Origin of the sequence: Oceanospirillum linum (assembly GCF_001995095.2) — a bacterium.
GTDB classification, from domain to species: domain Bacteria; phylum Pseudomonadota; class Gammaproteobacteria; order Pseudomonadales; family Halomonadaceae; genus Oceanospirillum; species Oceanospirillum linum.
The window spans coordinates 190,725-203,936 of the sequence record NZ_MTSD02000003.1 but is presented as its reverse complement, the minus strand read 5'-3'; the positions used below and the strand labels follow the sequence as shown (position 1 = coordinate 203,936).

9 protein-coding genes are annotated in these 13,212 nt (G+C 50.6%); 4 read left to right on the top strand and 5 right to left on the bottom strand.

Annotation, left to right across the window (positions count from 1 at the left end):
* Nucleotides 1-208: 208 nt before the first annotated feature.
* A complete protein-coding gene (locus BTA35_RS08910) occupies nucleotides 209-940 on the top strand; it encodes a FadR/GntR family transcriptional regulator (protein WP_238377545.1) in 732 nt (243 codons plus the stop codon).
* A gap of 21 nt (nucleotides 941-961) precedes the next feature.
* On the opposite strand, the gene BTA35_RS08905 is transcribed toward BTA35_RS08910, so the two are convergent.
* The 4 genes from BTA35_RS08905 to nhaB all read right to left on the bottom strand — a co-directional run bounded on the left by BTA35_RS08905 (nucleotide 962) and on the right by nhaB (nucleotide 6,646).
* Nucleotides 962-1,513, bottom strand: a complete 552-nt coding sequence (locus tag BTA35_RS08905) for a hypothetical protein (RefSeq protein WP_078319465.1) — start codon at nucleotides 1,511-1,513, stop codon at nucleotides 962-964.
* Between the two features lie 44 nt (nucleotides 1,514-1,557).
* Complete coding sequence (locus tag BTA35_RS08900) at nucleotides 1,558-3,240, bottom strand: S8 family serine peptidase (RefSeq protein ID WP_078319464.1); 1,683 nt, start codon at nucleotides 3,238-3,240, stop codon at nucleotides 1,558-1,560.
* 112 nt (nucleotides 3,241-3,352) lie between these two features.
* The gene (locus BTA35_RS08895) at nucleotides 3,353-4,828 is read right to left on the bottom strand and encodes a methyl-accepting chemotaxis protein (protein WP_078319463.1); all 1,476 of its coding nucleotides are present in this window, start codon (nucleotides 4,826-4,828) and stop codon (nucleotides 3,353-3,355) included.
* A 303-nt stretch (nucleotides 4,829-5,131) separates the two neighbouring features.
* Nucleotides 5,132-6,646: a sodium/proton antiporter NhaB gene (gene nhaB, locus BTA35_RS08890; protein WP_078319462.1), complete on the bottom strand. Its 1,515-nt coding sequence runs from the start codon at nucleotides 6,644-6,646 to the stop codon at nucleotides 5,132-5,134.
* Between the two features lie 337 nt (nucleotides 6,647-6,983).
* Between nhaB and glnE the strand changes: the two genes are divergently transcribed.
* Complete coding sequence (glnE, locus tag BTA35_RS08885) at nucleotides 6,984-9,917, top strand: bifunctional [glutamate--ammonia ligase]-adenylyl-L-tyrosine phosphorylase/[glutamate--ammonia-ligase] adenylyltransferase (protein ID WP_078319461.1); 2,934 nt, start codon at nucleotides 6,984-6,986, stop codon at nucleotides 9,915-9,917.
* A 133-nt stretch (nucleotides 9,918-10,050) separates the two neighbouring features.
* On the opposite strand, the gene BTA35_RS08880 is transcribed toward glnE, so the two are convergent.
* Nucleotides 10,051-10,632 (bottom strand): YqaA family protein, encoded by a 582-nt coding sequence (locus BTA35_RS08880; protein WP_078319460.1) that lies wholly within the window; start codon nucleotides 10,630-10,632, stop codon nucleotides 10,051-10,053.
* A 195-nt stretch (nucleotides 10,633-10,827) separates the two neighbouring features.
* Between BTA35_RS08880 and BTA35_RS08875 the strand changes: the two genes are divergently transcribed.
* Both BTA35_RS08875 and BTA35_RS08870 read left to right on the top strand, forming a co-directional pair.
* Nucleotides 10,828-11,217, top strand: coding sequence for a hypothetical protein (locus BTA35_RS08875; RefSeq protein ID WP_078319459.1), 390 nt, complete (start codon nucleotides 10,828-10,830; stop codon nucleotides 11,215-11,217).
* Entirely contained in the window at nucleotides 11,214-13,133 is a 1,920-nt protein-coding gene (locus BTA35_RS08870; protein ID WP_078319458.1) for a polyprenyl synthetase family protein, read from the top strand. The genes BTA35_RS08875 and BTA35_RS08870 overlap by 4 nt, the downstream gene beginning before the upstream one ends.
* Nucleotides 13,134-13,212: the final 79 nt, after the last annotated feature.

Sequence of the window (13,212 nt, the reverse complement as noted above, 5' to 3'; positions counted from 1 at the left end):
TACCTTGTTAGTTATCGGAATGAATCGCTTCTTTTCTCATTTCCGGGATCGCTTTTTGCTAAGGTTAATGGGTTATTCTTCTATTTGTCAAACAAATAGAAGATTGGTGCAAGGTATAATAAGTTTTGGTATTATTAACCCCGAATTGCACGGCTTTTTTAATACTGGTTGTTCGGACATCCGGTCTGTTTCTATCCCGAGGTTTGTTGTGAAAATCCAACCCCTGATGACTCAAAGTCTGGCCAAGCAGATCTCTGAGCAACTGCGTGATGCCATTATGTCTGGCGAGCTAAAGGCCGATGATCGTCTGCCAACGGAGGATGAGTTGGCTGCCCGTTATCAGGTGTCTCGTCCGACCATTCGTGAAGCTCTGAAGCGGCTGGCCGCGCAGAACCTGATCCGCTCCCGCCGTGGTCCTACAGGTGGCACATTTGTTAACCGTCCGTCCCTGGAGGATGCCAGCCAGAGCCTGACCGCTTCGGCTACTCTCTTGGCAAGTATGGATCAGTTCAGTCTGACTGAGATCGCTGATGCCCGTCACGAGCTGGAGAGAACCTGTGTCCGTCTGGCTGCACTGAACCCTGATAAATCAGTACTGAAGCAGCTGCAGCAGGAGCTAGAGCAGCAACAGTCTGAGTCTCTGTCGGATGAGGAGTTTTGCGCTTCTGATGTACGCTTTCATCGTGCTTTGGTGGATGCTTGTCAGAACTCGATGCTGCAGTTTCTGATGTACGCGGTTATTGAGGCGATGCAGCCGGTTACCAATATGGTGGTGTATCGTTTTCGGGATCGTGTGGATGTTGTCGCTGTTCACCAGCGCCTGTATCAGGCTATTGAGCAAAGTGATGCGTCAGCGGCTGAGTCAGCTCTTGATGAGCTAATGGTTTATCTGAAGGCGCGCTTTCGGGCCGCTCAGGACTGGAAAGCCTCTCAGTCCTGAGGATTTCTGTCGCTTTCAGGGCTACATAGGCTGACGAGGGTTTTCCAGTAGACTCGGGATGATGGATTTGACCCGACTATCCTGTTGTAGCTGGCGCATCAGGTCTGGAATTTTGTTCGCATCAATTTGGAAGTAGGCTCTGTTCAGGCGCTTGATTTGAACGGACAGGGACATCCCGTATTGTTGGGCAATCGCTTCAGCCTCACCGTTTTCCGTGAGAACAAGGCCCAGTTCATCCAGTAAAACAGCATAACGTTGAGTGGTTTGATTCCAGATCACCGGGCGTCCGTCATCATTGGCGGCGGCTTTTGCCCTGATGCTATAGCTCCCTTTCCGGCCAATTTCAGTGTCACTGCTTTGCAGGGCTCTCTGACTCGTTTGGCTTTCAGTATTATAGGCTCTGACCTGGTCGAGAATCAGGTAGTGACTGTTTTCGATACGGATCTGTTTACCGGTTTTCAGGTGTGCAGGAAGCTGATCCTGGGCCACCATCGGTTTTTTACCATCATAAGCACAGGCTGATAGCGGTAGCAGTGTCAGTAAACCAGAGAATATCAGGGTCAATAAACGCATTTTTATTATCCTGTGTTTGTTAAAGCTGGTCGGCTTATATTTGCTTAGTGTCCTAAAATGGTCAATGACCAGCTGTGAAGGGTGCCTGTGCCCAAAGTGTCTGCCTGTGTATCGTACACCTTAAGTTGCCAGGAACCTGAGGCTGTTTCTCCATAGAACATTTGACTCAGTAACGTGAACTCATAACGGTTAATCTCAGCATTAAGTGCATTTCTGGGTGTCATCACGATACTCTCTGTACCGGACGGTGCAATCAGTTTAACCATCAGATCGGAAGCGTAGGGATGACTTAGCTCGAGCTTTAGCTGGACAGACTCTACAGTGCTCAGTTCGCCTGAAATGGAGAGCGAGGATGATAAGGGATTATTGCTGCTATTGGGTATAGCTCCGCCGCTTCCATCTTCCGTGCTGACACTTATAAGCTCAGGTAAGTTAGTGCTATAGGATTTGGCCCTATCTACCGCACTAACCGCATTAATTCGCCCAAAGCCATAGTGGTTATGATACGAAAGCCCTGCTGCGTTTGTTTGCCAGGTATGCTCAATAATCAGGTTGCTGGATGGTGTGCGGGTTTTTAATATCGAGCCATCATTACCGATGACGATGTAGTTATCCTCGCCTGAGTTGTCACCTGTATCAACTTTATCCGCAGTTCTGATCAGAATATCCCGTACATCCCGCCAGCCTAAATTCGGGTTTGCTTCAAGAACTAAGGCGGCCACCCCTGATACCAGTGGTGTTGCTGCAGATGTTCCTGAAAAAGCGCTGGTATAGCCTTTCACTCCTCTGATATCAGTAAGGTCGGTTGCCAGACTGATATCATTTGTGGTGACAAGCCCCGTCCCGCTGTCACCTCCGGGAGATGAAAAGAGTATATTCGCGCCTGAGGAGGAATAACTGGCTTTAGTGCCGTTTGCATTCAGGGACGATACCACCATCAGATAGGGGATATTATTATCCGGATCTAAGGCTGATCCCTGGCAGGGCAGAAATTCTGAGTGGTAGTTCTTAGTTGAGCAGACCGGGTCGCTGAAGTTATTACCTGCCGCTTTAAAATAAAGTGCACCCAGACCGTTACGGCCGGACTCTGTACCGGACTTAACCATGGACGCAATATTAGTATCGTAATCAATGGGCGTTGTTTCAATGCCATAGCCCAGGCTCATATTGAAAATATCAACATCGCGATTACGTTCACTGGTTGCCGATAGTGATGTTTCCCAAACGGTTACGGTGGGGTCTGCATCAAGTGTATTAAAACCCTGGATTTTGCTTTCGGGGGCAACCCCTGAACCACCTAATGCATTATTTCTGACCGCGCTGATAAGGCCTGTGACGGATGTTGCATGCCCGCCGGATAGAGAGGTGCCAAACTGACAAGAGTTATCCAGGTCAAGGTTGGGCTGCAGGTCCGGGTGGTTGTAGTCGATGCTGCCATCAATTACTGCGATTTTGACTCCGGCTCCGGTGGCTTCGCTCCACAATGTCTGTGGAAGATTGATATCCTGACCGGCTGTCCCTGGATTGTTTCTGTTATTAAGAAGGTGCCATTGGGAGGTCAGCAGAGGATCTAAGCCAGAGGTGTTAGCCGCTTGAGTTGAATAATGAATGCCACTGCATGTCGACGCATTACCTGAACCACTGTTGCTGGAGGTGTTTATTTCACCGGAGCCTTCACCGCAAGCATAAAGTGCTAACAGGCAGGTGAGAGTAGCCAGTTTTTGCATGGTGGAGATTACCTCTTGGGAGTCAGCTGGTCACGGGAGGTCAACGATCATCGCATGCGGGTAATAGTGCTATATTTTGCCTTCCTTGGCGAGAAAATGGCCTGCAAAATATTTAGGCTCTCTCGAATGCTCTTACCGATCGGCTCAGCTCTCCCATAATTTGATCCAGTTGCTCAATATTGCTTTGAATTTGCTGCGTCTCGTCCGCTAACTGTACAACTTGCTGGCCAATATTGCGGATCTCTTCCGCATAGTGGGTAAAGGTTGTTTGTTGCTGTTGTCCCGTGGTGGAGAGTTGCTCCATTTGCTGACCCAGTTGGCAGGTATCCTGGATAATTGCCTGAATCTGTTCCTGGGCAGCCTGGGCATGACTCTGCCCCAGCTGAACCTCCTGACTGCCTTCCTGCATGGCTGCAACAGCAGACTCTGTACCATCAACAATCAGGCGGATCTTATCGCTGATATCCTGGGTGGCGTTACGGGTGCGCTCTGCCAGCCCCCGAACTTCATCGGCAACGACAGCGAAGCCCCGGCCTTGCTCCCCGGCCCGGGCTGCTTCAATGGCTGCGTTTAGCGCCAGCAGGTTGGTTTGCTCCGCAATATCGTGAATCATGACCACGATAGAGTTCACCTCATGACTGCTTTGCTCCAGGGTTTCCAGCCGCTCTGCTGCATTCATAATGACCTCTGTGGCCCGGTTAAGCTTATTTACTGCATTATTCATGACCGTTCCGCCCTCATTGGCTTCCGAGCCGGCTTTCTTGGCGGTAGTCACCGCAAGGTCGGCATCACAGGCTTGCTGGCAAACGTCCATGACGATCTTATCGGCCTCTTCAACCATACTTCCCAGAGCCTGGTTTTGCTGTTGCATGGTTTGGGTGATGCGCTGAGCACTGGAGGTGACATCCCGGCTGACGTTTTCTGCCTGATGCACTGAGGAGGTGACTTTAGCCAGAATTTCAGCAATACGTTGCTCATTCTGTTCACTGGCTTTACGGGCTGTTTCCAGTTGCTCAAAACCCTTGGACTTGGCTTTATCAAAGGCCAAAGCCAGAACCATAACAATCAGGCTCATCCCGATCAGGGATTTTGCTTGCTGAGAGGGAATCATGCTTTCCGGAATCGGGGACTCCGGTAGAGGAATGTTGTTTTGATCAATATAGAGAAACGTAGCAATGGTGCACAGACTTACCAATGACCAGAAATAGCCTGAGCCCCGCCCGGCGATAAAAATAGCAGCAAAAGGAATGGATGCCATCCAGAGTGCACTGCTCGACATGATGCCTCCATTAACATAAAGCATCCAAACGATCATCGCATACATACAACTGATCACACCTTCGGCTACCCAGCGCTCCTGCGCGGTAATGCGCAACAGGACAGGCCCGATCAGAAGTCCTGCACTACCCAGCAGAATCCCCCAGCCCATGGCGGGATGCTGGTTCTTGAAGTAGCTGACTGCAAAGACAGGTGCGATGACGCCAGCCAGAAGGGCAACGGTGACAACAGTTCGGGCATGGATAAGCCGGTCCTGATCCTGCCGAAGGCTGTCTGGTATAAAACTCTCTGTAAGTTGCGAAAGTGTCATAGCGGCTCCGATTTTATTTTTGTTTTCTTTATTGGATGATTGCTTTTGACCCGAGTCAAAGGTGATCGAATTTAAAACATACGTTTGAATGAAGCAAGGATGGTGCTGGAGGAGAAATGTAAACAGCTTTTATGCCGGTAACATCGTTTTCGAAGAAGATAAGGTGGTGTGCTTTGATTTATAAGCAGAAAAAAGAAACTGCCGCGTTTACATAAAGCACGGCAGTTTTATGAGGAGCCTGAAAAATAAATTACAGCGGCTTCTTTTATAGCGCCCCATGGAGAAGTAAGGCGTAGCTCCGGGTTAGTGCACCCAGTAGATTACGGCATACAGGCCCGTGGCAGACATAACAATGGTGTAAGGCAGCGCCATTATCACCATTCGGCCGTAGGATAGCCGGACCAGAGGCGCAATGGCAGACGTTAACAGAAAAAGGAAAGCTGCCTGGCCATTTGGTGTTGCGACACTGGGCAGGTTTGTACCTGTATTAACGGCAACAGCCAGCGTATCGAAGTGCTCACGGGTAATCTCTCCGGCATCCAGTGCGGCTTTAATCTCAGAGATATAAACCGTTGCGACAAACACGTTATCACTGATGGCGGATAGCACACCGTTAGCAATAAAAAGCATTGCGGGTTGCTGGCTGGTTTCCAAGCTTAAAACCATATGGATAAATGGCTGGAAAAGGTGCTGCTCATGGATTACAGCCACCACAGAGAAAAAGACCACTAATAATGCGGTGAATGGCAGAGCTTCCTCAAAAGCATGGCCGATCTGGTGCTCTTCGGTGATGCCATTAAGCGCTGTTTGCAGCACGATAATAGCCAGGCCTATCAGGCCCACCTCTGCAATATGAAATGCCAGAGCCAATATCAGAAATACGGCGGTAATGGCCTGAACAATCAGAGCGGCCTTATCCTTGCCTGTGCGCTTTTCAGTTTGGTGCTTATCAAAATTCTCCAGAATCTGACGTACGGACTCAGGGAGTAGTTCGCCATAACCAAAAGCCTTAGTCTTCTCCAGAAGCAGGCAAGTGACCAGACCAACAACCAGAACAGGCATGGTAACCGGGGCCATTCGGATAAAAAATTCGACAAAGTTCCAACCTGCTACCTTAGCGATCAACAGGTTTTGTGGCTCACCCACCAGAGTGCAAACACCGCCGAGTGCGGTACCAACGGCGGCATGCATCAGCAGGCTGCGCAGGAAAGCCCGGAACTGCTCAAGATCATTATGGTGTTGTTCTGCCAGAGAACCATCATTGCCGTGGTCATGGCTGTCATGCTGAAACTGTTTACCTGAGGCAACCTTGTGATAAACAGAGTAGAAGCCAACGCCAATGCTGATAACGACCGCGGTCACGGTCAGTGCATCGAGGAATGCCGACAGGAGCGCTGCGGTGATACTGAAGAGCAAAGAAAGTATGGGTTTTGAGCGTACTCCCAGCAGGATCTTAGTGAAGGCAAAGAGCAGCAGCTGCTTCATAAAGTAAATGCCTGCCACCATAAAGACCAGCAAGAGAATAACCTCAAGGTTTCCTTCAATCTCATGCATCACTGTTTCAGGGGATGCCAGTCCAATGACAATCGCCTCAATTGCCAACAAACCGCCAGGTTGCAGCGGATAGCATTTGAGGGCCATTGCCAGAGTGAATATGAATTCGACAATCAGAAGCCAGCCTGTCACGAAAGGGCCGAGTCCGGGAGTCATATAGAGAATAGGGTTGATAATCAGAAAGGCGAGAATAACTTGCTTGTACCACACAGGAGAGTTGCCAAGAAAATTACGCAAAAAGCCTTGGGGGATGGTTTGGGCCATGGGATGGTCCTTTGCAATTGGAGTGATATGTTATTTTTTGGTTTTTTATGCTTTTTATTGCACCCGAATCCCTTTAGGAGCGTTGGCATTATACATTGTGCAGGGCAAAACGGAGGTATGAAATGAGCGCCAGTCCCTGTTCTCATGGGCTTTGGGTATAAAATTTCGCATTGGCCGTGTCTTTTGGATAAGCTTGCTTTGGTTGTGCTGCCAGGGATCTGTATCAGGTTATCTCTTCTGTCAGGTTTGTACTGACCGATATTCTGCTGCAATTATTGTGGTTTTTATCGCTGGCATCGTATTGTTACCAGAAGATTAGAATAGATAAGGAAGCATCATGTCGTCATCAATCCTGCAACAACCTGCCCAACAGCTGCCGGAAAACCTGCAAACAACATCGGATCAGCAGTGGCAGAAACTGCAGGAAGGGTTGGACGCTGAGCTTTTTGAAGGGCTGAAAGCACTGCCCCATGCGGAAAAAATTATCGTCTGCAGTGAATATGTTGTCGATAGTATGCTGCGCTTTCCCTATTTGCTGGCGGAGATGCTGGAACAGGAGTGGTTCACTGCCCCGCTAAATGCTGCCCGGATGCGGGCGATCCTGCAGGCTAAGCTGGCAGGCTGCAGCACTGAAAATGACCTGCACCGTGCTTTGCGTCAGTTCCGCCGTCAGATGATGATGCGTATTATCTGGCGCGATTTCTCCTTCACCGCCAATATGTGGCAGACCACAGCAGAGCTAAGTGATCTGGCCGATATCTGTGTTGATGAGGCCCTGAACTGGCTGTACGATTTTTACACTCCCAAGTGGGGCACACCGTACTCCAAAGAGGAAGAGGGCAGCGCACCACAACCGCAGCGTATGTCGGTTATCGGCATGGGGAAACTGGGTGCCTGCGAACTGAATCTCTCCTCTGATATCGATCTGATGTTCTGTTTCCCGAAACACGGCCAGACACAGGGCGGCAGTCGTTCACTGGATAATCAGGACTTTTTTATCCGCCTGGGTCAGAAACTGATTGCCGCGCTGGATGTTAACACCGTTGATGGCTTTGTCTTCCGTGTGGATATGCGCCTGCGTCCATACGGCCAGAGCGGCTCACTGGCTCTCAGTCACAATGCCATGGTGGAGTATTACCACGACCAGGGGCGTGAATGGGAGCGTTACGCCATGATTAAGGCCCGTATTATTGCCGGTGATCTTGACGGTGGTAACGCGCTGCTGGAAGAACTTAACTCCTTTGTTTACCGCAAGTATGTGGATTTTAGTGCCATTGAATCCCTGCGGGATATGAAAAGCATGATAAACCGTGAGGTTCGACGTAAGGGATTATTCACTAATGTGAAACTCGGCCCAGGTGGTATTCGCGAGGTGGAGTTTATTACACAGGTGTTCCAGCTGATTCGTGGTGGCCGTGATACTGAGCTACAGGAGCGTTCAATCCGTAAAGTGCTGCCGATCATCAGTGATCTTGGTTTGATTCCTCAGGGGGTGACCGATGAGCTGCTGGAAGGCTATCTCTTCCTACGCAATGCCGAGCATGCTCTTCAGGGTGTTGCCGATCAGCAGACCCAGACACTGCCGGAAGATGATTTCCCGCGCCTGCGTATGGCCTATATCATGAATTTTGACAACTGGCAGGATTTTGAAGCCCGTCTTGAGCTGGAAAGGGCGAAAGTCAGTAAGCACTTCGCAAATGTTATTGCGGCTCCGGAAGATGAAGAGGAGCAGGATGACAGCCAAAGCGCAGAGCTGGGTGCACTCTGGAAGGGGGAGTATGATCCTGAAGGCGGGGCTCGTCTGCTGCAGGAGCAGGGCTTCGAAGATTCGGAGTCTACCTATCGCCGCCTGGACAGCCTGCGTTGCAGCCGTGTGGTTCAGGGCTTACAGCGGGAAGGCCGTGAGCGCCTGGAAGCCTTTATGCCGATGCTACTGCAGGCCGTGACGGAGAGTCATGCGCCGTCACAAACCCTGGAACGAACGTTACTATTGGTCGAAGCGGTACTGCGAAGAAGCGCTTACTTTGTACTGTTAATGGAGAATCCAAGTGCGTTGAGGCAGCTGGTAAAGCTGTGTTCCGCCAGCCCCTGGATTGCCGAACACCTGGCGAAAACACCGATTCTGCTGGACGAACTGCTCAACCCGGCCACGCTTTATACGCCTGCGGATATTGAACTGCTGAGGGACGATCTTCGTCAGCAGATGCTGCGCCTGCCGGAAGAGGATGAAGAAGCCCAGATGGAAGCCCTGCGCTACTTTAAGCGTGCCCATGTGTTGCGGGTTGCGGCCTCAGATATCAATCAGACCCGTCACCTGATGAAGGTGAGTGATTACCTCACGTTTATCGCCGAAGCCGTTTTGGAATATGTGTTGCAGATGGCCTGGAAAACCCTGACGGATAAATACGGTGTTCCGGCAAAAGCAGATGGTGTCTTGTGCGATCCTGCTTTTGTTATTGTCGGCTATGGCAAAATGGGAGGCATTGAGCTGGGTTATGGCTCTGACCTGGATCTGGTGTTCCTGCATGATGCGGCTCCCCAGGGCGTTACCGACGGCGACAGCAAAGGTAAAAAGAGCATCGACAATGGTGTTTTCTTCACCCGTTTAGGGCAGAGAATTATCCATATTCTGAATACCCTGACGCCATCCGGTCAGCTGTATGAAGTGGATATGCGCTTACGCCCGTCGGGCAACTCAGGCTTACTGGTCAGTTCGGTGAAAGCTTTTCGGGACTACCAGCTGAAGGAGGCCTGGACCTGGGAGAAACAGGCCCTGGTGCGGGCACGGGTTGTAGCGGGCAGCCCTGAAGTAGCAGAAAAGTTCGCCCAGGTAAGGGCCGAAATCCTGACGGAGCGGCGCGACCTGAATCAACTGAGGGATGATGTTGTCTCCATGCGGATTAAGATGCGGGATAACCTGGGCTCCAAGCCCGATGCGACCGGTGAGCACACCAGCTTTCACCTGAAGCAGGATGCCGGTGGTATGGTGGATATCGAGTTTATCGCTCAGTACTGCGTGCTGCGCTTTGGTGATCAGCACCCAGAGCTGCTGCAGTGGACCGATAATATGCGTATTCTGGAGACGGTTGAACAGGTAGGGCTGTTAACGCCTGATCAGGTGGCACAGCTGAGTGAGGCTTATCTGGTATACCGGCAGGCAGCCCATGATGCTTCTATGCAGATGGTGCCGAGTGTCGTGCCTGCCGACCAGTTTACCGAGCACAGAGCGAATGTGACCCGCATTTGGCAGAGCTTACTGGAAAGCCGATAGTTTCTGGCGTCTGTAACGTTTAAACCATGTTAACGTGCCCAAAAAACGATACCCGCTGCGGTGACTCAGCGGGTATTTTTATGTGTTTTTAGCGCTGTTCTCAGACGACTCTCAGGGAACAGAGGTGCTGTTTTCAGAACGCCAGCTCATACAGAGCTAAAATAACAAGCAACAGCACTGCTAGTTTCTTGGCTCTCGATTTATGGCTTTTCAGCCAGCGATAACCCGGTTTCCCCCATAAGCTCATCACCCAGGCGATGGAAAAGTAGCGAATTGAGCGTGTCACCAGCATTGCCAGCAGAAACAGGCCGAACGGAAATGCAGTGCTACCGGCAGCCAGCATGGCGATCTGTGTGGGCAAGGGTGTAATACCAACGGTCAGCAGATACCAGAAGCCGTTTTCCTGCATTTCGGTTAGTGCGGCCTGATAATACTGCTGGCTCTCCTGAGACTGCAGCAACCTTGGCTCCAGCTGGTCAAGAAGATGTATGGCACTGAAATAGCCAAGCGTGGCTCCGGCCAGAAAGCCGAGCAGAGCGATACCGGCCAGCAACCAGATCCGTCGGGATGAGGCTTGCAGCATTAACGGCACCAGTACAAGCTCCAGGGGAATCGGAATAATGATGGATTCCAGAAAGGAAAAGACAAACAGCGCCGGGTAGAGCCATTTCTGATCGGCAATGCCGTTAAAGTAGTTAATGAGGTGTTTTTTCATTTTTTTACCGGAGTCTCAGGCAGTTTCTGCTGAATGAATATCGAGTCCCGACCAGCCTCTGGCTTCATGTTCGCAGCCTCCTGCATATAAGTTGCTATTCTACATTGATGTCATTACTGTGATCCGCATAATGAACCATAACCTTAATCAATATCATCACCCCAACGCCAGCGAACAGGACTCTGAGCCAGTAACATGACAAATCCACGTAGGATACAGGGCTTTGCCCATGCTCAGGAACAGGCGCAATGCTTTCTGGACACCCTGTTGGCTGAGAGTCAGAATCCCGGCACCTTCCCCAGCCTTGCAGAAGATATCCACCAATGGAGCCAGAGTGCACCCAAAGTTTCATTGGCGCACAAACTGAGTTTTTTTAACAGCCCGGCTTTTATTAAAAAACTGGCCAGTGAGAAAAAACTAAAGCGTTATCTGCGGGAATCCCTTGCCTATCTGTATGTCCGGGATCTTGATTTGGATCTGAACCAGGCCGATGTCGCGGATAGTATCAATGATCTGGCTGATGACCTGGCAAAGAGGCTTACTGACGCTACGGCAGATAATATCTCGATGGACACCCTGATATGATGCTGCAAGGCTTGCGCTGGGCAAAAAAGCATCAGGCTGAGCGTGCTTTTATCTGGCTGTCGGCCAAAATCTATCGTTTAAAGCAGGAGCTGCCGGAAGCACTGGCGGCCCACCAGGGGATGCGTAAGCTACTGAAAGTTATCGCCGGTGTTTTGATGAACGAGTGGCAAAGCAAAGGTGCGCTTGCTGACTTTGAACAGTCGATCCGGCTGGGGTACTACTATGGGCTGACCTATCCGCTGATTGATGATCTGCAGGATTCCCAGCTACTCACAGCGGATCAGCAAAGATGTTTTAATCTGGCCCTTGAACACTCCATTCTGCAGGGGGTCGTTCACAGACCGGCTTTGGAAAAAACGGATTTGGCACCCGATCCGTGCAGTGCTGGCATACAAACCCGGTGGTTAAACTATGTTTTTGATGAGTTGGCAGAGGCTTTCAGCTTTATTCAGCAGCAGCAATCAGGCCACTTTGAGGCATTTCTGGATCAGGCCTATATCTTTCTGAAATCCCAGCAGGCGGATGCTGGTCCGGTATGGCTGGGGATGATTAACAAGTCGAGCCGTTCCAGAATTCTGGCGGATGCACTGGTCTCCAATCGGGTTACCTTAGGTAACTATCAGTACTTTGGGCTGTTTAACCAGCTGCATGATGACCTGAAAGATGTAGATCTGGATTATCCGGAGGGCAATATCACTCCTTTTGTTGCCCTGATCCATCAGAACAGCCTTTATGATGGGGTTCACCCTTATCGTCTGTACTGGGCATTACTGCACCATCTGATTTATCGCTGTTATCGCAATGAACCTCAGACCAAAAGTCTCCTGATAAAGCGCTGTATTAACAGTCATAAATCCCTGCTGGAAACACTGGGTAAGGCGGGTTTTTCTGAGCGAATGGGGCGGTTAACTCAGGGTTGTCCCGAACTACAGCCGATTCAGCAGGCGGTATTGTCAGCCCTTGATCTGCCGCTGGAAATGGGCTGGTTGGATAAGCTTTTCAGTACACAGCTGCAACAGCAGCTTCAGGAAAAACAGAGCGAGCAGAAAGATGCAGGTGCACTGACGCAGCGCATTAAAGCGATTCAGGCAGAGATCAGAAAACAGCTGCCACTGAGTGCCGGTAACCCTCTGGAAGAGGCTGCGAACTACTCGCTGTCAGCCGGTGGTAAATACTTTCGGGGCGTGCTGTGTGTTCTCTACGGCCAGGATTGCCTGAACCTGACATTTGATGAGATCGCACCTGTGGTGCGGTTTATCGAATATATGCACACCGCGTCACTGATTCTGGATGATAAGCCCAGTCAGGATAACTCTGATCTGCGCCGGGGTAAGCCAACCCTGCATCAACATCTGAAGAGTGAAGCTAAGGCTGAGATCTCTGCAGTGAACCTGATCCTGAAGGCGGTGGAAACCCATGCCGGTATGGGACGATTTAAGGCAGAGCATCTGCTGAAATCTCTGGAGTACGCCAGCCAGCTCAGCCAAAAGATCTGCCACGGCCAATGGTTGGACCTGGAAGCCCAGGGCAAAAGTTTAACCATTGAGGCACTGGAAGAGATCAGTCTGAAGAAAACCGCTTACGCTATAGAGAGTGCACTGGTGTTGCCCGCGCTTCTCACCGGACAGCCGGAGCAGCATATCGCGTGTTTACAGCAGTATGCATACCATCTGGGTATCGCATTTCAGATTAAAGATGATCTGCTGGATGTGGAGTCCGATGAGGCGACACTGGGTAAGCCCGCGCAACTGGATGCACGGAATCAGGCTTCCACCTTTGTCCGTTGCCTGGGGCGCCAGGGTGCGACTGAACATCTGTATCGGCACTACTATCGGGCGATTGAAGCGATCAGCGACATCGATAACTCACAGGCATTAACCCAGATGGCAACCTGGTTGCTTGAACGGCGGAGTTAATGGCCCTGTCATAGCTTTACCCTGCAATCACCGCTGCTCCCCTTGTAAAAGCTGCCTTGGGCAGTAATATGCTGTGATT

Coding starts and splice junctions, on each gene's coding strand:
- BTA35_RS08905 (WP_078319465.1), bottom strand. CDS start 1,513: ATGCGTTTATTGACCCTGATATTCTCTGGTTTACTGACACTGCTACCG.
- BTA35_RS08900 (WP_078319464.1), bottom strand. CDS start 3,240: ATGCAAAAACTGGCTACTCTCACCTGCCTGTTAGCACTTTATGCTTGC.
- BTA35_RS08895 (WP_078319463.1), bottom strand. CDS start 4,828: ATGACACTTTCGCAACTTACAGAGAGTTTTATACCAGACAGCCTTCGG.
- nhaB (WP_078319462.1), bottom strand. CDS start 6,646: ATGGCCCAAACCATCCCCCAAGGCTTTTTGCGTAATTTTCTTGGCAAC.
- glnE (WP_078319461.1), top strand. CDS start 6,984: ATGTCGTCATCAATCCTGCAACAACCTGCCCAACAGCTGCCGGAAAAC.
- BTA35_RS08880 (WP_078319460.1), bottom strand. CDS start 10,632: ATGAAAAAACACCTCATTAACTACTTTAACGGCATTGCCGATCAGAAA.
- BTA35_RS08875 (WP_078319459.1), top strand. CDS start 10,828: ATGACAAATCCACGTAGGATACAGGGCTTTGCCCATGCTCAGGAACAG.
- BTA35_RS08870 (WP_078319458.1), top strand. CDS start 11,214: ATGATGCTGCAAGGCTTGCGCTGGGCAAAAAAGCATCAGGCTGAGCGT.